General features: G+C 69.4%; 18 protein-coding genes. 12 read left to right on the top strand and 6 right to left on the bottom strand.

Features of this window, described 5'->3' with window-relative positions:
• Positions 1 to 103: 103 nt before the first annotated feature.
• Positions 104 to 1132, bottom strand: a complete 1029-nt coding sequence (locus C8E87_RS10045; protein ID WP_133872834.1) for a fatty acid desaturase family protein — start codon at positions 1130 to 1132, stop codon at positions 104 to 106.
• Positions 1133 to 1248: 116 nt separating this feature from the next.
• Between C8E87_RS10045 and C8E87_RS10040 the strand changes: the two genes are divergently transcribed.
• The 8 genes from C8E87_RS10040 to C8E87_RS10005 all read left to right on the top strand — a co-directional run bounded on the left by C8E87_RS10040 (position 1249) and on the right by C8E87_RS10005 (position 8615).
• Positions 1249 to 2514 carry a sensor histidine kinase gene (locus C8E87_RS10040; RefSeq protein WP_133872833.1) on the top strand — a complete coding sequence of 422 codons (1266 nt, stop codon included), beginning with the start codon at positions 1249 to 1251 and terminating at the stop codon, positions 2512 to 2514.
• The gene (locus C8E87_RS10035) at positions 2487 to 3122 is read left to right on the top strand and encodes a LuxR C-terminal-related transcriptional regulator (RefSeq protein ID WP_133872832.1); all 636 of its coding nucleotides are present in this window, start codon (positions 2487 to 2489) and stop codon (positions 3120 to 3122) included. Before C8E87_RS10040 ends, C8E87_RS10035 begins: the two co-directional genes overlap by 28 nt.
• A 145-nt stretch (positions 3123 to 3267) precedes the next feature.
• Positions 3268 to 3621 (top strand): hypothetical protein, encoded by a 354-nt coding sequence (locus C8E87_RS10030; protein WP_133872831.1) that lies wholly within the window; start codon positions 3268 to 3270, stop codon positions 3619 to 3621.
• Positions 3622 to 3748: 127 nt separating this feature from the next.
• Complete coding sequence (locus tag C8E87_RS10025; RefSeq protein ID WP_133872830.1) at positions 3749 to 4042, top strand: hypothetical protein; 294 nt, start codon at positions 3749 to 3751, stop codon at positions 4040 to 4042.
• Between the two features lie 571 nt (positions 4043 to 4613).
• Complete coding sequence (locus C8E87_RS10020; RefSeq protein ID WP_133872829.1) at positions 4614 to 4943, top strand: effector-associated constant component EACC1; 330 nt, start codon at positions 4614 to 4616, stop codon at positions 4941 to 4943.
• A 7-nt stretch (positions 4944 to 4950) separates the two neighbouring features.
• Positions 4951 to 6165, top strand: coding sequence for a YqgE/AlgH family protein (locus tag C8E87_RS10015; protein ID WP_133872828.1), 1215 nt, complete (start codon positions 4951 to 4953; stop codon positions 6163 to 6165).
• The gene (locus C8E87_RS10010; RefSeq protein ID WP_166661134.1) at positions 6162 to 8189 is read left to right on the top strand and encodes an SIR2 family protein; all 2028 of its coding nucleotides are present in this window, start codon (positions 6162 to 6164) and stop codon (positions 8187 to 8189) included. Before C8E87_RS10015 ends, C8E87_RS10010 begins: the two co-directional genes overlap by 4 nt.
• Positions 8190 to 8243: 54 nt before the next feature.
• On the top strand, positions 8244 to 8615 hold the full coding sequence (locus C8E87_RS10005) for a hypothetical protein (protein WP_133872826.1): 372 nt from the start codon (positions 8244 to 8246) through the stop codon (positions 8613 to 8615).
• On the opposite strand, the gene C8E87_RS10000 is transcribed toward C8E87_RS10005, so the two are convergent.
• Positions 8599 to 9639, bottom strand: a complete 1041-nt coding sequence (locus C8E87_RS10000; RefSeq protein WP_166661133.1) for a radical SAM protein — start codon at positions 9637 to 9639, stop codon at positions 8599 to 8601. The two genes, C8E87_RS10005 and C8E87_RS10000, sit on opposite strands and share 17 nt — an antisense overlap.
• Before the next feature lie 824 nt (positions 9640 to 10463).
• Between C8E87_RS10000 and mptB the strand changes: the two genes are divergently transcribed.
• Together mptB and C8E87_RS09990 are read left to right on the top strand one after the other, a co-directional pair.
• Positions 10464 to 11855 carry a polyprenol phosphomannose-dependent alpha 1,6 mannosyltransferase MptB gene (gene mptB, locus C8E87_RS09995; RefSeq protein WP_203720501.1) on the top strand — a complete coding sequence of 464 codons (1392 nt, stop codon included), beginning with the start codon at positions 10464 to 10466 and terminating at the stop codon, positions 11853 to 11855.
• 2 nt (positions 11856 to 11857) lie between these two features.
• Positions 11858 to 13015, top strand: coding sequence for a glycosyltransferase 87 family protein (locus C8E87_RS09990; RefSeq protein WP_133872824.1), 1158 nt, complete (start codon positions 11858 to 11860; stop codon positions 13013 to 13015).
• On the opposite strand, the gene C8E87_RS09985 is transcribed toward C8E87_RS09990, so the two are convergent.
• The 4 genes from C8E87_RS09985 to C8E87_RS09970 form a co-directional block, all read right to left on the bottom strand.
• Complete coding sequence (locus C8E87_RS09985) at positions 12925 to 13800, bottom strand: SGNH/GDSL hydrolase family protein (RefSeq protein WP_133872823.1); 876 nt, start codon at positions 13798 to 13800, stop codon at positions 12925 to 12927. The genes C8E87_RS09990 and C8E87_RS09985 overlap by 91 nt on opposite strands.
• A 232-nt stretch (positions 13801 to 14032) precedes the next feature.
• Positions 14033 to 15061 carry a methyltransferase gene (locus tag C8E87_RS09980; RefSeq protein WP_133872822.1) on the bottom strand — a complete coding sequence of 343 codons (1029 nt, stop codon included), beginning with the start codon at positions 15059 to 15061 and terminating at the stop codon, positions 14033 to 14035.
• 339 nt (positions 15062 to 15400) lie between these two features.
• Positions 15401 to 16507: a sensor histidine kinase gene (locus C8E87_RS09975; RefSeq protein ID WP_239079976.1), complete on the bottom strand. Its 1107-nt coding sequence runs from the start codon at positions 16505 to 16507 to the stop codon at positions 15401 to 15403.
• Complete coding sequence (locus tag C8E87_RS09970; protein WP_133872821.1) at positions 16504 to 17166, bottom strand: response regulator transcription factor; 663 nt, start codon at positions 17164 to 17166, stop codon at positions 16504 to 16506. The genes C8E87_RS09975 and C8E87_RS09970 overlap by 4 nt, the downstream gene beginning before the upstream one ends.
• 120 nt (positions 17167 to 17286) lie before the next feature.
• On the opposite strand from C8E87_RS09970, the gene C8E87_RS09965 reads away from it, so the two are divergent.
• Entirely contained in the window at positions 17287 to 18174 is an 888-nt protein-coding gene (locus C8E87_RS09965; RefSeq protein ID WP_133872820.1) for an ABC transporter ATP-binding protein, read from the top strand.
• On the top strand, positions 18171 to 19160 hold the full coding sequence (locus C8E87_RS09960; protein WP_133872819.1) for an ABC-2 membrane transporter-related protein: 990 nt from the start codon (positions 18171 to 18173) through the stop codon (positions 19158 to 19160). The genes C8E87_RS09965 and C8E87_RS09960 overlap by 4 nt, the downstream gene beginning before the upstream one ends.
• Positions 19161 to 19456: the final 296 nt, after the last annotated feature.

Raw genomic sequence — 19456 nt, 5'->3', positions numbered from 1 at the left:
ATGATCGGCTCACATTCTCGGGCTTGACCGGTCCTTTCAGCGACCCCCGTTCAGCTTTTTCGCACAACCGTCATATGCCGCGGCGCCGGCCCAACGGCGGGTTTCACCGGGCGCGGCTCGCCCGCAACGGAGCGCCGACCTCGTGCAGATGCCGCAGCGCCTGCCGGTACGACTCGATCAGACCGGTTTCCACGTACGGGACGCCGACCTGCTCGCAGTGCGCGCGGACGATCGGCTGGGCCTTACGCAGGTTCGGGGTCGGCATCCCCGGGAACAGGTGGTGCTCGATCTGATAGTTCAGTCCGCCCAGCGCGATGTCGACGAACCAGCCACCCCGCACGTTGCGGGAGGTCACCACCTGCTTGCGCAGATAGTCCTCGGTGCCGTCCGGGTGCGGCATGCCCTTGTGGTTGGGGGCGAACGTCATGCCCAGGTAGACGCCGAACAGCCCCTGATGCACGACCAGGAACGCGAGGGCCTGCAGCGGCGACAGCACCACGAACAACGCCGACAGGTAGGCAGCGGCGTGGATTCCCAGCAGCACCGACTCGAGCACCGGCCGTTTCACCACGCCGACCCGGAGCGCCTTGATGCTGGACACCTTCAGATCGGTGCTGAGCAGCGTCAGCAGCGGGAAGAAAAGCCCCGCCTGATGCCGGGTGACGAAACCGGCCAGCCCTCGCCGGCCCAACGCCGACTCGGTGGCCCAGATCAGCACCTCGGGGGCGACGTCGGGGTCGAGGTCGTCGTGGTTGGGGTTGTTGTGGTGGCGGGTGTGCTTGTCCATCCACCAGCCGTAACTCATGCCCACACCCAGGTTGGCGCTGATCCGGCCGGCGATCTCGCTGGGCCGTTTGGTGCGGAAGACCTGACGGTGCGCCAGGTCGTGCGCGACCAGGCCGACCTGGCTGAAGGTCACCGCGAGGAAGACCGCCACCAGCAGCGTCCACCACGACGAGCCGATCAGGAAGAAGGCGGCCCAGCCGCCGGCGAACATCGCGCCGACGACAGCGAGACGCAGGGCGTAATAGGCGGGTTGCCGCCGCAGCAGCCCGGCCGCGTCGACCTTCCGCTTCAGAGCCGCGAAATCGCTGGCCGTGCTCGCCCGTGGTCGCACCGTGATTGCCGTCATCGGTCCAGTCTGATCGAGCCGGGCCGTCCGGTCGGGAGTGCGAGGCCCCACCCGGGTGGGGGTGCTGGCACCCCTGGTCGTCTGCTTTCCCGCGGCCGCCGAGCCATGATGGTGTCATGACTATCCGGGGCCGGGTGCGCACCGGCCTGAGCGCCGTCGCGGACGGATTGTTCGCGATCGGCCTCGCCCTGCTCAACCCGGCCGTGCTGGGGCTGTGGCTGGTGGGGTTGGTGCTCGGCCCGGTGCCGGTGCTCGGCCCCGAGTTCCTCGGGCTGGCCACCACGGTCGTCCGGTGGCGCGCCGACCTCGAACGCCGCATCGGCACCCGGGCCGGTGTGCCGATGCGGCGGCCCTACACGCCCCGGCCGGATCCCGCCGAGGTGGGGGACAGGCAGTGGCTGCGGTGGCTGCTCACCGATCCGGCCACCTGGCGTGACGCGGCCTGGCTCCTGCCCGGCGCGCTCGTCGCCATCGGGCTGGGCCTGCTGGTCCTGACGATCACCGGGTACGGCCTGGCCGGTGTTCTGCTGGTCCCGCTGTGGCTGTTCCTGGGCGGCATCTGGTTCGGGTACGGCCTGTTCTGGCCCACCACCAACCTCGCCGAGGCTTGGCTGGCGCTGCCCCAAGGCCTGGTCGTGGTGACGGTCGGGCTGATCGTGGCGCCGTTGCTCCGTACGGTGAACCTGCGGTTCGCGCGGCTGTTCCTCGCGCCGACCCGGGGCGCCGAACTGCGGCTCCGGGTGGCGCACCTGACCGAGTCCCGGGCCGGCGCGATCGACGCGCAGGCCGTGGAACTGCGCCGGATCGAACGCGACCTGCACGACGGCGCCCAGGCCCGCATGGTTGCCGTAGGAATGACGATCGGGCTGGCCGAACGGCTCGTGCTGCGCGACCCCGCCGCCGCGCTCAAACTGCTGGCCGAGGCCCGCGCGACCAGCACCACCGCCCTGGTCGAGCTGCGCCACCTGGTCCGCGGCATCCACCCGCCGGTGCTGGCCGAGCGCGGGCTCGAAGGCGCCGTCCAAGCCCTGGCCATGAGCCTGCCGGTACGCACCACGGTCACCTCGCACCTGCCCAGCCGCCTCGACACCCCGGTCGAGTCGGCGTTGTACTTCGCGGTGGCCGAGACGCTCGCCAACGTCATCCGGCACAGCAACGCCCGTACGGCCTGGGTCACCCTGCGGCACACCGGCGGCGTGCTGTTCGCGGAGGTCGGCGACGACGGCGACGGCGGCGCCGACCCGCGGCACGGCACCGGACTGCAGGGGATCGAACGACGGCTCGACGCCTTCGATGGGACGATGTCCGTCACGTCCCCGCCGGGCGGTCCCACCGTCGTGACCATGGAGCTGCCGTGCGTGTCGTCATCGCCGAGGACCTGACCCTGCTCCGCGACGGGTTGACCCGCCTGCTCAAGGCCTTCGACTTCGAGGTGGTCGACGCCATCGACAACGGCCCGGCGCTGCTGCCCGCGCTGCTGCGGCACCGCCCCGACGTGGCGATCATCGACGTACGGCTGCCGCCCACCCAGACCGACGAGGGGCTGAAGGCCGCCATCGCCGCCCGCACCCAGATCCCCGGCCTGCCCGTCCTGGTGCTGTCCCAGCACGTCGAACCCCTGTACGCCCGCGAGTTGCTCACCGACCAGGCCGGGGGAGTCGGCTACCTGCTCAAGGAACGCGTCTCCGACGTCGAACAGTTCGTCGCCACGGTGCAGCAGGTCGCCGGCGGCGGCACCGCCTTCGACCCCGAGGTGGTCGCCCAGATGCTGGCCCGCCGCGAACCCCTGGCCGGCCTGACCGCCCGCGAGCACGAGGTGTTACGGCTCATCGCGGAGGGCCGCTCCAACGCCGCGGTGGCCGCCCAGCTCTTCATCACCGAGAAGGTTGTCAGCAAACACATCAACAACATCTTCACCAAGCTGCGCATGCCACCGTCCGACGACGACAACCGCCGCGTCCTCGCCGTCCTGATGTTCCTCAACGCCTGACCCGGCAAGCAGATGCCTTCCCCGTTCCATCTGTGGGCGGCCGTCACGAGGAATGAACTGCTCCACAGAAGTTCACGGCGAATTCAATCCTCCCCAAAAATCGACGCATATCGTTTCATCAACATCAACTGTGTGGGGGGAATCTGTGAAGACATGGTCCCGAAACCTGCGGATGCTGGCTGGCGCCATGCTGCTGAGCCTGGCCGCCGTCGTTCCGGCGGCGCCCGCGTATGCACTCAACCTGGTGGCCTGCAACGAAGGCGGCTACCTCCGGATCTGGTACTGGTCGTGGACCAGCGACGGTTTCGAGTACGAGGACAGCAGGTGCTGGGCCAATGCGGGCGAGGACGACCAGCTCTACATCCGGCGTGCCACGCGTTTGTGGTCAGGAAACAACGCCGGATACGTCGTGATCGACGAAGAGCGCCGAGTGAACTTCGCCAAGGAGAAAGAAGTCAGGCTTGATGAGGGAGCGGTGACCTTCCTCAAGATCTATTAAGCCGGGTGTCGCCTCACCGATGTCGACGCCCGAGCCTGGCTCGCCACGAGGGTGTCGTCGAAGCGTCTTGACGACCGCGATGTCCATGCTGTGACGGCTTTGCGCCGGGCGGCCCACAACGGGCGACATGTTCCCCCAGAAAGCAACGGCGTTCATCCATGACGTCATTCGCGCGAACCTCGACCTTCAGGCGGACGTCTCCGGCCCTAGATCCTTCCGGGGCGTGGTGGAGTGGGAGTCCTGGATCGGCTGGGACGGCGGCAACACGCTGACCCGCTATCTGGCGATGCCGACGAGGTCGCCTCGGCCGACCGTCTGGGTGGCGGTCGCGAGCCAGTCCCTGCCTCATATGCCGGACGGCCGGCGGCCGGAGGTGTCACGGTTCGAACCCGTGCCTGAAGGCGACGCCGGTGCGGGCTGAGCCTCGAATGGGCCGGGCCGATCTACGCTGAGCTGGGCGAGTACGAGGCGCGCCGATGGAGTCACGGCTGGAGCGGCTCCTTCGTCGACCTGACCGACGAACCACCATGGGTGGGCCGGTGATCGACCGCTTGCGCAAGCGGTCAGGTGGTCGATGTCCTCGAGTCGGGGTCGCTGCTGAGGCGTTCGTAGGTTCCGAAGGTGGTGCCGTCATTGTGCGCCACCCCTTCGCGGTGCGCTGCACGCAGCGCGTCCCCCAGACCCGAATCGACCAATGTATCCCCTGCTCAGGACCACATCGCGGGAACGCCTACGGGTCGGTGGCGCGACCGTGCGGGTCCGTGTTGCTCGGCCGCGCCCAGAGTTGGGGATCGGTGGCGTGCGAAGGCGGCGAACGCGGAACGCCTCCACGTTTTGTCCGAACTTTTCTGCGCTGGGACTACTAGCCGCTGGTCAGACCGATCGGCCGTTTCTCGACGATTACGAATGGTGACAGCGCGTATCCGATTCGATATGTTCTTTCTGCCCCTCGATCTCAGAACTAGGACAAAGATGTGCGACTAGAACTCCGAGTGGAAGCGAGTGCGGAGGAGACGGAATCCCTGCGCGAGTGGTTGGCAGCGGACCGGGACGTCCAGCGCGACGGCGATCTACGCTACGGCCGGTCCGCGGATCCGGAGGACCAGGGGGTCGACATCCAGGTGCTGTCGCTTGCCATCACCAGCACTCTGACCGCCGGCAATCTGCTCGTCCAAATCCTCAACTGGCGCCGTACCCGGTCCGCGCCGGCGGCGTTCACCATCACTCAGGAGCGTCCTGACGGCACGGTTGTGCGGATCGAGTCGACCGATCCGGACCCCAGCGCCATCGCCGAGATGGCGCGCAGGTTGGAGAGCGGCTGACCGCACGATGGACGTGGCGAATCCGACGAACTCCCGCGCAGTGCTGATCGGCTCATCGAAATTCGACAAGCTGAACCGCCTGCCGTCGGTCCAGGACAACCTCACAGATTTGCGTCGAGCACTCACCGACGCGGACATCTGGGGGCTGCCGCCTGAGCACATCACCGAGTTCACCGACGAAACCGACCCGCAAGCCATCATCGAAGCCTTGCGCACTGCGGCAAGCGCCACCGCGTCCGACGGCCTGTTGCTCTACTACTACGCCGGACACGGCCTCATCCACGCCGGCGATCTCATGCTCGCCCTGCCCGGCACCGATCCGCGGCGCCCGGACGAGAAGACCGTCTCGTACGCCAAGCTGCGAGAGGCCACTGAGGAGAGCGGCACTCAGCGCATGGTGATCATAATCGACTGTTGTCTCGCTGGGCGCGGCGGGCGCGAGGTGGTGTCGGCTGCGGATGCCGCTAGCCGGCTCAAACACCACGACACTGAGGACCTGTGCCTGTGGGCGGCGGTCGGCGCCAACAAAGCAGCCACTGCTCCGGCGGGGCATCGCAACACTGCCTTCACCGGTGCACTGCTCGACATTCTCACCGCGGGCTCGGCGCTGAGCACACCCGTGCTGACCCTGCAGGCGATCGCCGACGAGGTGGAGGGGCGGTTGACCAACGGCGGTTACCAGCGGCCGGAGCTGCGTCTGAGCAACTCGGGCGGTGGTATCCCGCTGGCGCGCAACATCCGGATCAACCGACGACACAAGACAGGGTGTGTGTTGGACGCCAACAACAGCGTCACCGATCCCGAACTACGCGGTGTCCGGATGCTCGTCCTGCGGCACGACGAAACCGGCGCGATCGGCGTACGTCTGAACCGGCCCGGCGAGGAACTGGACCCGTCGATGAGGCACTGGCGACCGAAGATCACGCAGCCGCCGCGACTGTACGACGGTGGTCCGCTTGCCCGGGACGGCTTCATCGCGCTGGTCCGCATCAAGTCCGGAGCAGAGAAGCCGATCCGGTACACCGAGATCCGGGACAACCTCGGCTCTCTGCAGCTCAGCGACGCGCAGCCCGAGGTGCGCGAACGCGTGGCCGAAATGCGGATCTTCCGCGGCTATCTCGGATGGGGGCCCGGTGGCCTGGAACAGCTCATCAACAACGGCGAGCTGAGCGTGGCCGATGTCTCCGCGGTCCGCGCGACGTTCACGAGGAGCGCGGGGTGACAGAGCAGGCCGCCTCCGCCCTGATCAGCCGGCTGCAAAGGATGGACGACAGGGGCGAGTGCGTCACGCTGGTGGTCGGCTCAGGACTCGACGATCAGCACATTCCCCGGGTGTCCGACTTCGTCAAGCTGGCGAACCGTTTCGCGGAAGGGCGCAACGACGACGGGGATCTCAAGCGGGCCCTCGATCAGGCTTGTAAGGACTGCGCCGGGCGGTCGCCCGGCGCGCTCTATCCGGAGTACCGGAGGGTACTGACCGGCTGGCTCTCGGCGGACGAGTTCGACGCGATCGCCCAGCAGGCGGTCCTGCTGCAGTACAGGCCGCAGGACCCGCGCGCCACGGCGCTGGGCCGCCGCGGGTTCTGGCAGCCGATGACGTACGAGGTAGGCGAGAGCCTGGAGAACGACGACAAGTCATGGCGGATGCCGGCGTCGGTGCGGGCGCTTGGGGCGCTGCTCGTCGCACGCCCCGAGTTGTTCGGCCGACGTATCCTCACGACGAACATTGATCCACTGATGGAGATCGCGATCCGCCGGGCGGGCGGGCGCGCGGACACCCGCCTGGCCGGCGAGGACGATGCCGATCCCGACGACGGCACGGTCCTCGTCCATCACCTGCACGGCTTCTGGCGTTCGCTGCCGCTGTCCGCCGCGGCGCACCTCAGCCACGTTCTCGACGAGGACGCCACGCGCTCGATCAGTCAGGCGGTCGCTCCCCTGCTCGAGGGCGATCTGGTGTGCGTGCTCGGCGCGAGTGATCGGTCGGGCACGATCCGGGCGGCAATCGAGGCGATGCCGGAGCCGGCGCCGGTGATCTGGTTTTCGCACGGCCAAAGCACGTCGGTGCCTACGATGTTGCCCGACTGCCCGCAGCTGAGCCATGTATTCCCGGTTGACAACTCCCGCCTGCTGCCCGCTCTCGCCGATGGGCTCGGGGTCGCGGTGCCGTCCGAGCCGAACGTTCAAGTGCGTCATCCCAAGTGGGAGCGCCTGTTCGTCTCCCAGCCGGACAGTAAGCCTCCGGCGGACGCGCGTGCTCTACTTCGCGAGTTGGAGCGCAGGTTCGCCTGGCGGGTGGAATGGGCAGCGGAGTCCCGACCCTCGGACGGTGCGCCAAAGGTCGTCTACTGGCCGATTCGGCTGCGCCGCCGCACGTCGGTAATCCACATGGTGCAAGGATTCGTGGCGGGTGCGCTGGCGAGCAGAGGCGCCCGGATCGTCATCGCCCTGGACGATCTGAGCGTCCCCGCCGGCGACGACCCACGTCCCTCCTTCGAAGCGGATCTGCGTCGCTGGGTCGGTCACGTCGAGCCGGAGGCCGACGTGCGGGTGCAATCGCTCGCAGAGTTCGTCGACGGGATCGGACCGCCCGCCGACGAGGCCCTCTTGCGTCCGATCGACCCGTGGCGCGTGGCCCGGAAGTTCTACGGGCGGCAGGAATCGCTGTACACGGCGCTCGCCGCGATCAAGGCGGTCCCACAACTGGCCCTGTACGAGCTTGACGAAATCGCCGGGAAGGCTGAGCAGATCGTCCAGGACCTGCAGCGCCACTACGCCGACCGCATGCTCACGCCGACGACGATTTTCGCATATCTCCATAAACTGCTCTACGAGCACCGGACCAGCTCGGTGATCACACTCAGCGGATGGGACGAGGGCCTGTTCTGGGAGCAGTGGCGGCAGCTCTACAGCATGGGGGTCAGCCAGCTCTACAACCCACGTATCAAGAGCTTGTCCCATGAGTCGGGGATGGTGCGCTGGGACTCGCTGGCGGAGTTACGCGATCATCTGAACCAGGTCCACGATTTGGCTTACTGGGAGGATGAAGGCCGTTACATCCACTGGCTGTTCCAGAATGCTGTGTTGCTTCCGACCTACCTCACCAGCCAGGATCTGCCTACGCTCGGCGATTATGTGATCGACTCGTGGGCCACCTTCGCAACCGCGCTCGCCGAGCGCGGCGACGCCCTCGAGATGCTGGCACGTCGAGCCACTGACCTGTACAAAGGCGCATCGTGCGGGTGACAATCGGCCGGCCGGACCACTGCGCGCTTGCTCTCCGCCCACTACCTTCGAGTCATGGCCGCAAGCGCATCCGCCGTCGAAGGACCGGTGCTGGATCTGTCACGTGACGCCAAGGTGTGCGCGGCGGTCCTCGACCTCGCCCTCGTCGCTTATCTGGCCGGTGCCAACTCGCTCGGCGAATACCGGCACTGGCTCTCCGAGGACAGTGAGAAGCGCCGGGACGTAGCGTCGCGCCTCGCGGCGGCCAGGCGAGTCATCGCCGTCTTCCGCGCCGAGAACCGTTTGGCCCTGGCCGAGCCGTGGCTGCGTGAGGTGGGCGCCGCCGGTGACATTCCCGCCCGCGTGATTCGCGACAAGGGCGACGATGAGGCGATCGGCGTGATGGTGGCCGAAGCCGCGAGCCAGTGGCTCAAACAGCGACGGTAATAGCCGGCAGTCCGGCGGTTACGTACTTCGGATAGAGATCCAGCGTGCCGTTCAGATAGCGGCTGGCGTGTCCGGCGGTGTCGACGTGTCGCCGGAACTGCCGCAGCAGACGCCGACGGGCCATCACCCGGCCCACCCGGAGGATCTTCTTGCCGGCGCCATCTCGGCGCTGGATCGCCAGCTCCCCCTTGGCGCTGATCAGAAGCGTCGAATTCGGTTGACGGTGGGTGCTGGTCACGCGAATGTCGATGGGCAGGCGCTGAGACGCGGTGTCGGCGACCAGGCGGGTAAGTGTGGCCACCCCGTCGTCGCCGATCAACAGCCCCTTGGGTCGCTGAGCGGCCTTACCGGCCGGCACGACGATGTGCAATGCCCAGGTGCGCACCCCGGCCTCGAGAAGCATGTCGCGCAGCTCCGTGAGGCTGGCGGAATCCGAGTTTCGTGCCGTCACGACGGTCTGCACGCTGCAGGCCACTCCTTCGCTCACGGCCAGCCGAACGCCCTCGATCGCTTTTCGGAACGAACTGGTGCCCAAGGGGACCTGCCGCCGATTGATCGGGCGAAGTCGATCGTTGATCGAGGGGTGCGCGCTGTCGAGCGAGAAACGCACATGGGCGTTGTTATGCCGCAGCGCCGGCACCAGACTGCCGAAGTCGCCCACGCCGGACGTGTCCAGCACTACCGCCTTATCCCTGGCCAGCGCGGTGAGCAAGCGCTTGGCGTTCCCCGGGCTGGCCAGCGGCTCGCCGCCGGTCACGACCCCGACCATGGCCGGCGTAGCCGCCGCGACCCGGATGACCTCGTCAATCCAATCCGAGTTCTCGTCCTCACGATAGGACTTCATGAGATCGTCGGCGTGGCAATATGTGCAGCGTAATGGACACTGTGCCGTGGTGAAGCAGTTGACCACCATGGGAGCCTTGATCGACGGAATGCCGCCGGGAAAGGCGCCGAGCAGGGAACGGCCGTAGAAGGCTCGTTGCGGAGTCGGCGGCTCGGTCTCGCAGATGCCGGCCTCCGCCATCGCGGTCACCATTTCGCGGTGGGCGGGACGAACCGGGCGTGCCTCTCCCGTGGCTAACCTTTGGAGTGCCGACCCGTACTCCCGGTCGAGCGCGTAGAAATGGTCTCTTTCGGGCACGTAGGCGATCGAACCAAAGCTCTCTGTGCGTAACCGGATAGTCGCTGCGAGGCGAGCCCGTAACGGTGCGTCGATGCCTCCGCCTGTGCCGGCAGCGGTCGGCAAACTTTCGGTTACGAGCACGGGCAGCCTCGCGCTTCAGGTCATGGGGACATGGCTGGGACCTCAGCGGAGTGCATCCTCCCGGGCGGAGATCACGTCGACGTAACGCCGTGCAACCTGTATACGTCACGGGATGCCCATCGGATGGGCGCTTCGCCGTAACTCCCAGGAACTTTGGCGCAAGGAAGACGTGCCGGACCGCCAGTACTTCCCTCCGCGGTTCGTCTGCGGCCAAGGAGTACCCGATAGGGGTTTCAACCGAATGGGTGAAAGCCCGCGGGCGTTGTCGAGCCGGCTGTTGCCATCCGCAGCGAGGCCCACCCGGACCACGTCGCGGGCCATACGGGAGCGCTCGATGGCGGCGACCCGGACGGAGGCGCTGGGTCACACCGCAACGAGTAGTTCACGCGGGAAGGCGAACAGCGGGACGGTTGCGGATAGTGCGGTCGAGGCCCATCAGTTTGTTGTCGGCGGCGGTGAGGTCGGCATGATCGGGGCCTCGGACCGGAACCGGACACGGGTGGCGGCTGCCCTGCCATCGGCCCGTCATGTGGGGGACGGCATCCTGTCCCCGCGGCGACACCCTTCATTGAAATGGTGCTGCCGTGCTCAGAGATCATGCCATGCCGGCGCGGGTCACGGGGTTGGCCGGATCCTGCCTGGTGGCGCTCGGCGGCCTCGGCGCGGGGGCGCTGCCGATCGGGATTCCGTTCTTCGCGGGCCTCAAGCACGTGCGGATCGGGCTGGTCGGCGTCTACAGCGGGCTGGCCCTGCTGCTTCTGGCCTGGTGGTGGTACGGCCGGGCAACCAGGAACAGTCCCGCACGCAACGAGTGGCCGACCCTCGCCCTGTGGGCGGCTCCGCTGCTGGTCGCGCCGCCCCTGTTCAGCCGGGACGTCTACAGCTACATCGCCCAGGGCGTGATGCTCGGCGACGGCTACGACGTCTATCGGGCCGGGCCGTCGGCGCTCGGTGGGTTCTTCGCCGCGCAGGTGCCCGAGATCTGGCAGCACACCCCCAGCCCGTACGGGCCGGTGTTCCTTCTTCTGGCGAACCTGCTGACCGCATCGATCGGCGAGCACCTGCTGACCGGCGTGATCATGATGCGGCTGCTGGCCGTGGCGGGTCTGGCGCTGCTCGCGTACATGATGCCGATCCTGGCCCGGGAGGCCGGGATCACGCCGGCCTCGGCGTTGTGGCTGACCGTGCTCAACCCGCTCGTGCTGATCCACTTCGTCGGCGGGGCGCACAACGACGCGCTGATGGTTGGGCTGCTCGCCGCCGGTCTGGCCGCCGCGATCCGCCGTCGGCCGATCGTCGCCACCGGGCTGGTCGTGGGGGCCACGCTTGTCAAGGCCCCCGCCGCGCTCGGGCTGGTGGCGGTTGCGGTGATCTGGGCGGCACAACTGCCCGGCCGGTTCCCGCGGCTGCGGGCCTCGGCCGTGGTGGGGGCGACGGCGGCCGCGGTGACCGCTGCCCTCACGCTGATCGCGGGCACCGGGTACGGCTGGATCTCCGCCCTCGACACCCCGATCTCCCCCGGGAACCTGTCGCTGACCAACGTGCTCGGCCGCTGGACCGCCGGGATCCTGCGCGACGACGGTGTCGGCGACGTGTTCGTGGTGAACCTGTGGCGCTGGCTCGGTGTGCTCGCCACCTTGATCGTCGCCGGTCTGGTGTGGACCTGCCTCGGCCGGCTCGGCCCGCTCTACGGCCTGGGCATCGTGCTGGTCGCGGTGGTCGTGTTCGGCCCGGCGCTGCGCCCCTGGTATGTGATCTGGGGGCTGGTGCCACTGGCCGCCGCGGCCGGGCAGCGCTGGGTCCGTCGTCTGCTGGCCGCCGCGTGCGCGGTGCTGGTGCTGGTGGTGCTGCCCGACGGGTTCGCCGCCGACGCCGAGCGGTTCCTGCTGGCGGCCCTGGGCGTGTTGCTGGGCATCGTCGCCTTCGCCGGCGTGCGTCTGGTGGCCGCGCCCACCGCCACCCGGCTGGCGGCTTGAAGATGAGAAGGCTGCTGAGCCCGTACGGGCAAATCGTGGTCGTGGCGGTGGCGGCGGTCACCGTCGGCGTGTTCCTGGTGACCGTGCCGACCTTCCGGGAGTTCTTCGACCTGGGCGTCTATCGGGGCGCGGTGCGTTACTGGCTGCTCGACGGCGGCGAGCTCTACGAGTTCCTCTACGGCAACACCGAGTACGGCTTCACCTATCCGCCGTTCGCCGCGCTGGTCCTCAGCCCGCTCGCGCTGACGAGCTGGCCGGTCGCCGTGGCGGGCAGCCTCCTCGTCAACGCCTCGGCCGTCGTCGTTCTGCTGCGCTGGTTCGTGGCCCCCGTCGTCCGGCGGCACGGCCGGCCGCTGTGGATGGCCTGCTCGCTGGCGTTCCTCGCGGTGCTGATCTTCGAGCCTGCCCGCGACACGTTCAGCTTCGGCCAGGTCAACTTGGCCCTGCTTCTGCTGGTCTGCCTCGACCTGCGGGCCCTGACCGCGGGCCGGCGCTGGGCGGGCGTCTTCATCGGCGTGGCCTCCGCGATCAAACTGACGCCGATCGTCTTCATCGGCTACCTGATCGTCACCCGCCAGTTCCGGGCGGCCGCGGTCGCGACCGGGACCGCGGCCGGCGCCACCCTGCTGGCCGTCCTGGTCGCCCCGGCCACGTCGGCCCAGTTCTGGCTGGGCGCGCTGTGGGACACCGACCGGGTCGGCCGCCTCGAATACGTCTCGAACCAGTCCCTGCGCGGCGTGGTGGCCCGCCTCGACCTGCCGTCCGCGTTCTGGCTGGCCGCGGTGGCCCTGACCATCGCGGTCTGGTTCCTCCGCGTCCAGCGGGCCGACCACGTGGCCGGTTTCGCGGTGACCGGCATCCTGGCCTGCCTGATCAGCCCGGTCACCTGGGTGCACCACCTGGTCTGGCTGCTGCCCGCCCTGTTCCTGCTGACCGACGCCGCCCTGCGGTCCGGCTCCCGTCGCCGGTTGGCCGCCTTGTCCGCCGTCTACGTCATTCTGAGCAGCAGTGTGGTCTGGCTCTGGTGGGCCGGAGCGGACGGCTTCCTGGCCGCGATCGGCAGCAACACTTACGTCTGGATCAGCGTCGGCCTGCTGTTGTCCGTCCCGTTCCGCGCCGAGGTCCCGGCCGCCCCGCTGGTGGACGCCGGCGCGGACTGACGCTGATCGGTTGCCTCGTGGGCCACGAGCGCGTTCTCCCCGCCGGGGGCCCGCCATTCGCGGGCGGCCAGCTGGACCAGGGTGGGCAGCAGGTCGGTGGAGCGACGCAGCAGCCACTGGTTGCCTTTGGTGGCCATCCACCAGACCCGCTCGCTCAGGGACGGCACCGGGTTGGTGGCGGCCAGGCCGGGCAGGCGCCGTACGGGATGGCCCGCCTCCAGCAGGGCCGAGGCGAAGCGGTGGGCCAGGAAGCGGTGGCCGACCTCGCTCGGGTGCAGGCGGTCGACGCTCCAATGGGTGCGGGTGTAGGCCGAGCCGCCGGCCAGGTCGACGTGGATCGTGGCGTGGCGCCGGGCGATCTCGTCGACCGCGTCGTTGAGGGCGGCCATCCGGCGGCCCAGGGGACGGGCGATGACACCTGGCAGGCCGAACATGCGGCCCGGGTCGGGCAGTCGGGCCGTCAGCACCGTGGCGCCGCCTGCGGTCAGGGCCGCGACCACGGCGTTGAGCCGGTGCCCGAAGTCGCCGGGGTCGTAGTCGCCGCGCAGGGTGTCGTTCATGCCGGCCAGCACCGACGCCAGGTGGGGCCGGAGCTCGAGGGCGACCGGCAACTGCCGCTCGGCCACGTCAGCGACGCGGGCGCCACTGACGGCGAGGTTGTGGAAGGACGTGTCGCAGGGAAGGGCCTCGGCGAGCAGAGCCGCCCAGCCGCGCCAGCCGCCGCCGGGCATCGGATCGCCGTACCCGCTGGTGACGGAGTCACCGAGGGCCGCGAATCGGAGCATGCGCTCACGGTGGACGACCCGGTGGAGCACAGGGTCAAGCGGTTGTGTCCGCCGGGCGAAGACCTGATTTCTTCTCCTGTCGGGCGGCCCGTCGCGGCTTGCCGTTCTCTGCCGCTCTGCTGTGTCTAGCCTGGCCCGCCGGATGGCCGCCGCCCCGCGGGCCGGGTACCGACGCACCCCGTACGGTCGCACCGACCCATCCGCCGGGCTGGCGGCGCGCCGGACCACGCCGTCAAGCCGGCGCGGCCACGATGAGGCCGGAGGGCGGTGGCAGCTCGTGCAGGCCGGCGAACTGCCAACCCGTCGCGCCGAGCCAGTCGGCGACCTCGTCCACCTGGTACAGGTCGCCGCCGCTGATCATCAGGAATTCGCCGGCGCCGAACCGTGCCGACGGGTGCGGCGCCACGTCGGTGCGCCACCAGTCGACCAGCAGCAGGCGCCCGCCGGGGGCGACAGCCGCGCGCGCCCGGCGGAACAGCTCGGCGATCTGCTCGGGCGGGAACAGGTGCACCACGTTGGCGACCAGCACGGCATCGTGCCCGCCGGGCAGCGGCTCGGCGAAGATGTTCTGCCCGACGGCGGTGAGGCGGCCGGCGAGCGGCCCGTCCGCCGCCTCCGCGGCGACCGCCGACGCCACCTCCGGCAGGTCGACCAGGGTCGCGCTGAGACCGGGGTACGCGGTGAGGATCGGCTTGACGAACGTGCCGTAGCCGCCGCCCACGTCGAGCAGCCGCCGGTGCGGGCCGAAGTCGTAGCCGCGGGCCAGGTCGGCGGCGGTCTCGGCGGTGACCAGCGCGACGGCCGACTCGTACGCCTCGGTCTGCGTCTTGTCGAGCTGCGGCCGCAGGCCGCGCCGGGTGCGGTACGCCTCGGTGGCGTGCCGCCAGGTCGGGTAGCTCACCAGATCCCAGTAGCGGGCCAGTGGCCGCAGGTCGAACGGGCCCCGCCCGGCGAGGAACGCCTCGGCGTCGGGCGCGTTGCGGAATCGGCCGCCGTCGCGCACCAGCAGGCCCGCGTCGGCCAGCAGGTCGGCCATCGCGCGGGCGCTGCGCTCGGGAATGGAGCATCGCTCGGCCAGCTCGGCCGGGGTCCGGCCGTCGGGCGCGACGGCCGCGAACAGTCCCACCTCGATGGCCGCGAACAGGGTCTTCGAGACCATGAAACCGGCGGCCAGCTCGATGATGCGGGCGGGCGCCGGTGGGCCGGCCGCGGCGTCATCTGTCGGCTCGGTCGGCGTGAACATGCGCGGCTCGTCGGACATGGCGTGATCCCCCTGTCACCCGTCGTTGAGCCTCATCCTAGGCCGGTCCTTTGTGGTCTCGTCACCCAGCGAATCGGCTCGGACGCGCTCGGCAATGGCGGGTCTGTTCGTCAAAGAGGACCAGTCGGGCGGACTCGACAATGCCCCGGTGCCCGCCGGCGCGGCCAGCGCCTGCCGGGCGGCGTCGAGCGGCCGTCCACACACGCCGGACGTGATCCGCGGGAACGTAACCGTACGCCTGTGGCCACCGCGAGTGAGGCGGTGTAACAAGCGCGCAGCAGCGCATCGCGTCGCGCTGCAGGGCGAGCACCTGGCCGTGGTGGATGCCGCAGAGCATCATCAGTCGACGGCTCGTTCATCCGGGAACCCGATTTCGATGTCGAGCCCGCCGGTGACTCGGGTCCGGGCGTCGAGGGTCGCCCCGTGCGCGTCGGCGATCGCTCGGACGATGGCCAGACCGAGTCCGTGCCCGAGTCCGTCGGGTTGCCTGGTCCGGCTGTTGCCGATCTGCCGAAAAGGTTGGAACAGCGCCTCGAGTTCACCGGGCGGCACCGTCGGGCCGGAGTTGCTGACACGGATGGCGCCGCCGGTCGCCGTGCTCGTCGTGCTGATCTCGACCCAGCCGCCCGGTGTGTTGTGCCGCACGGCGTTGTCGACCAGGTTGACGACCAGGCGTTCGATCAGGTCGGGGTCGCCCGTCGCTGGTGCCCGATCGAGGGCGGTGTGCATCTGGATGCCTCGCCGGCCGGCATCCTGCTGTCGGGCGGCCACCACCTCGGCCGCGACGCCGGCGACGTCGAGCTGGGTGTGCAGTTGGAGGCCCTGTTCGCCGCGTGCCAGGGTCAGCAGCGCTTCGATGAGGCGTTCCTGTTGGCCGTTGAGCGCGAGGACCTCGTGGCAGGCCGCCCGCAGCCTCTCGGCGGTGGCGTCCGGGTCGGCGAGCGCGACCTGGAGCACCGTCCGCTCGGCGGTCAGCGGGGTACGCAGTTCGTGCGAGGCGTTGGCGACGAAGTGCCGCTGTGACTCGAAAGCGGCCTGCAACCGCTGGAACAGGTCGTCGAGTGTCTCGGACAGGTCGGTGAACTCGTTGTGCAGACCGGTTCGGCCGATCCGGCGGTGCAGGTCGCTGACGGAGATCTCCCGGGCGGTGGCGGTGATGGTGCGCAGCGGACGCAGAAACCGGCCGGCGACGAACCAGCCGAGCAGCAGCGAGACCACCACCATGGCGGCTACGGTCCACGCCGAGGTGCTGAACTGCCGGTCCAGGTGACCGCCGTCGCCGGGGACGCCGGCGGGGTTCTCAGCGACCGGGTTCGCCGGGGTGGCCTGGTTGCTGCCCAGCAGCGGGATCGCGAGCAGCAGGACGCCGGAGATCAGGAAGGGCACGGCGTAGAGCAGCGTGAGCTGAACGTGCAGGCTCCGCCGGGGGATTCGGAGGCGTATCACGGTTCGCCGATCCGGTAGCCGCCCTCGCGAACGGTGTGGATGATCGCGGGGTCGCCGAGTTTGGTCCGCAGGCGGCGGATGGTGGTCTTCACCGCGGTGGTGAACGGGTCGGCCGCCTCGTCCCAGACCCGTTCGAGCAGATCCTCCGCCGGGACGAGCCGGCCGTGTGCGGCGAGCAGGCATTCCAGGACGGCGAACTCCTTCGGGCTCAGCTCCAGCCGGCGTCCGTCGCGTGTCGCGACCCGCCGGCCGGGGTCGAGCGTGAGCTCCCCGTACTCAAGGACGGGTGGCACGGCCGTGCCAGGCCGCCGGCCGAGCGCCCGTACCCGCGCGACGAGCTCGGCGAAGTCGAAGGGCTTGGCGAGGTAGTCGTCGGCGCCGAGGCCCAGGCCGTCGACTCGCTGTTTCACCGTCGAGGCCGCCGTGAGCATCAGTACCCGGGTCGCCGAGTGCTCGTCCACGATCCGCCGGCACACCTGGTCGCCGGGCACGCCCGGCAGGTCACGGTCGAGCACCACCACGTCATAGCTGGTCACGGCCAGGTGATCGAGGGCCGCCTCGCCGTCGAGGACCACGTCGACCGCCATGCCCTCACGGCGCAACCCGACCCCCACAGTGCGGGCCAGCACCTCGAAATCCTCGACCACGAGCACGCGCATGGTCCCCACCATGCCACCGCGTGGGTGTCAGGACGGTGTCACCTGGCGACACCGTCCTGACACCGCCGTCTGCGTAGAACTGAAACCCGCAACCGCGTGAGCAGGATGGAAGGGTTACGGATGGATATCGTTCTCGAAGCTGACCGGCTCGGCAAGAGGTACGGCAGTGCCTGGGCGTTGCGGGACTGCTCGCTGCGTCTTCCGGCGGGGAGGGTGGCCGCGCTGGTCGGTCCCAACGGAGCGGGCAAGAGCACCCTGTTGCACCTGGCGGTCGGTCTGCTGCGGCCGGACGCCGGCGCGGTGCGGGTGTTCGGCCGGGCGCCGTACGACGACATCGCCGTCCTGTCCGACGTCGGCTTCGTGGCACAGGACACACCGCTGTACCGCGACTTCACGGCAGACGAGCTGTTCACCATGGGCGCCAAACTGAATCGGCGCTTCGACACGGCGCTGGCGCACCGCCGGCTGGCGCAGATCGGCATCCCGCACGACAAGCCGGTCGGCAAGCTGTCCGGCGGTCAGCGGGCCCAGGTCGCCCTCGCGCTGGCGATGGCCAAGCGCCCCCGGCTGCTGCTGCTCGACGAACCCGTCGCCAGCATCGACCCGCTGGGCCGGCGCGAGTTCCTCCAAGCGCTGATGGGCGTGGTCGCCGAGACGGGCACCACGGTGCTGCTGTCCTCGCACATCCTGGCGGATCTCGAACGCACCTGCGATTACCTGATCGTGCTGCACGCTTCGCGGGTGAAGCTCGCCGGCGACGTCAGCGCCCTGCTCGCCGAGCACCGGCAACTCGCCGGCCCCCGGGGCGACGGCCGGCTGCCCGCGGGGGTCGCGCAGGTGATGCGGGCCGAGCACACCGATCGGCAGTCCACGCTGCTGGTCCGCACGAACGCTGTGCTGCGGGATTCGGCATGGAAGGCGTACGACGTGACTCTGGAAGACCTCATCCTCGCCTACCTCGGCGACGCCGACTCCCGGCCGCAGACCGCGTGGGAAGTGCCGGCATGATCTGGCTCGCCTGGCGGCAGCACCGCAAGCAATTACTGTTCGCCGCGATCGGCCTCGCGCTGCTCGCCGTGTTCATGGTCCCCACCGGTCTGGCCATGCGCCACACCTTCGCCGACCTGGGCATGGACGACTGCGTCCGGGCGCTGGGTTCAGCCTCGATGATCCCGGCCGAAGCCGACACCTGCGGCAAGGCGTCCATCCAGTTCAACGGCCAGTACGGCGTGATGACCATGATCGGGGTGCTGTTCCTCGTCCTGCCCCTGCTGGTCGGGCTGTTCTGGGGTGCCCCGCTGGTCGCCCGTGAAATCGAGCAGGGCACCCACCGCATGGTCTGGACCCAGGGCGTCAGCCGGAGACGCTGGGCACTGGTCAAGTTCGGGCTCGCCGGCGCCGTCGCCCTCGTCGCCTCGACGGTCTACGGACTGGGTGTCTCGTGGTGGCTGACACCGATGAGTCAAGCCGGGCAGCACGGCCGCTTCAACACCTTCTTCTTCGACATGCAGGGCACTGCCCCGATCGGCTACACGATCTTCGCAGTCGCGCTCGGCATCCTCGCCGGCGCCATCTGGCCCAAGGTGCTGCCGGCGATGACCGCCACTCTCGTCGGGTTCCTCGGGCTGCGTCTCGCCCTGACGACGCTCGCCCGGCCGCACTACCTGCCCGCCCGCGTCGTGACCTTCCCGCTCCAGGACGCCACCGAGCAGACCAACCCGGCCGCCGGCGACTGGATCCTGTCGTACGGCATCCGCGACGCCTCCGGCAAGATGATCACGGCCGGCGCGCAAATCGCCTGCGCGCCCGACGCCACCGGACCGGGCGCCGCGTGCGGCGCCGACCTCGGCATCACCTCGGGCGCCTACAACTGGCAGCTCTACCAGCCCGGAACCCGGTTCTGGTTGTTCCAGGGCATCGAGACGGGCATCTTCGTCGCCCTCGCCGCCCTGCTGCTCTACCTCGCCGTCCGCTGCATCCGCCGGGTCGCATGACCGCAAAGCCGTCAATGGGAGCCATGCGCAAGCTGACCTTCACCTTCCCGATGCTCAGCAACCCCTTGGGCGCCGTTGCCTCCTGCCATCGGTCACGACTTGACCTCAACAAAGGTTGAGGTTCTAGGTTCGCGGCGGCGTGGGGACCGCCGGCTCGCGGACCTGCCCGCAGCGCGACGGCGATCAGGCTGGCGCTTCTCGCCGTGCCGGGCCAGGGAAGGCGCGGGACGGTACCTCTGCTGAGGAGGTGTGGGAAGGGCTCGGATCTGTCAGGGCTCTGTCGGGGCGGCCAGAGC

The sequence above is a fragment of the Paractinoplanes brasiliensis genome, assembly GCF_004362215.1.
Taxonomy (GTDB): domain Bacteria; phylum Actinomycetota; class Actinomycetes; order Mycobacteriales; family Micromonosporaceae; genus Actinoplanes; species Actinoplanes brasiliensis.
The sequence above is the reverse complement of the archived record's forward strand: the minus strand, read 5'-3'. Positions and strand labels throughout refer to the sequence as shown.

What these genes read in the sequence shown, in the direction of transcription:
- C8E87_RS10045 (WP_133872834.1), bottom strand. Translation starts at nt 1,132, where the DNA reads ATGACGGCAATCACGGTGCGACCACGGGCGAGCACGGCCAGCGATTTC.
- C8E87_RS10040 (WP_133872833.1), top strand. Translation starts at nt 1,249, where the DNA reads ATGACTATCCGGGGCCGGGTGCGCACCGGCCTGAGCGCCGTCGCGGAC.
- C8E87_RS10025 (WP_133872830.1), top strand. Translation starts at nt 3,749, where the DNA reads ATGTTCCCCCAGAAAGCAACGGCGTTCATCCATGACGTCATTCGCGCG.
- C8E87_RS10015 (WP_133872828.1), top strand. Translation starts at nt 4,951, where the DNA reads ATGGACGTGGCGAATCCGACGAACTCCCGCGCAGTGCTGATCGGCTCA.
- C8E87_RS10005 (WP_133872826.1), top strand. Translation starts at nt 8,244, where the DNA reads ATGGCCGCAAGCGCATCCGCCGTCGAAGGACCGGTGCTGGATCTGTCA.
- C8E87_RS10000 (WP_166661133.1), bottom strand. Translation starts at nt 9,639, where the DNA reads ATGGCGGAGGCCGGCATCTGCGAGACCGAGCCGCCGACTCCGCAACGA.
- C8E87_RS09990 (WP_133872824.1), top strand. Translation starts at nt 11,858, where the DNA reads ATGAGAAGGCTGCTGAGCCCGTACGGGCAAATCGTGGTCGTGGCGGTG.
- C8E87_RS09985 (WP_133872823.1), bottom strand. Translation starts at nt 13,800, where the DNA reads ATGCTCCGATTCGCGGCCCTCGGTGACTCCGTCACCAGCGGGTACGGC.
- C8E87_RS09980 (WP_133872822.1), bottom strand. Translation starts at nt 15,061, where the DNA reads ATGTCCGACGAGCCGCGCATGTTCACGCCGACCGAGCCGACAGATGAC.
- C8E87_RS09970 (WP_133872821.1), bottom strand. Translation starts at nt 17,166, where the DNA reads ATGCGCGTGCTCGTGGTCGAGGATTTCGAGGTGCTGGCCCGCACTGTG.
- C8E87_RS09965 (WP_133872820.1), top strand. Translation starts at nt 17,287, where the DNA reads ATGGATATCGTTCTCGAAGCTGACCGGCTCGGCAAGAGGTACGGCAGT.
- C8E87_RS09960 (WP_133872819.1), top strand. Translation starts at nt 18,171, where the DNA reads ATGATCTGGCTCGCCTGGCGGCAGCACCGCAAGCAATTACTGTTCGCC.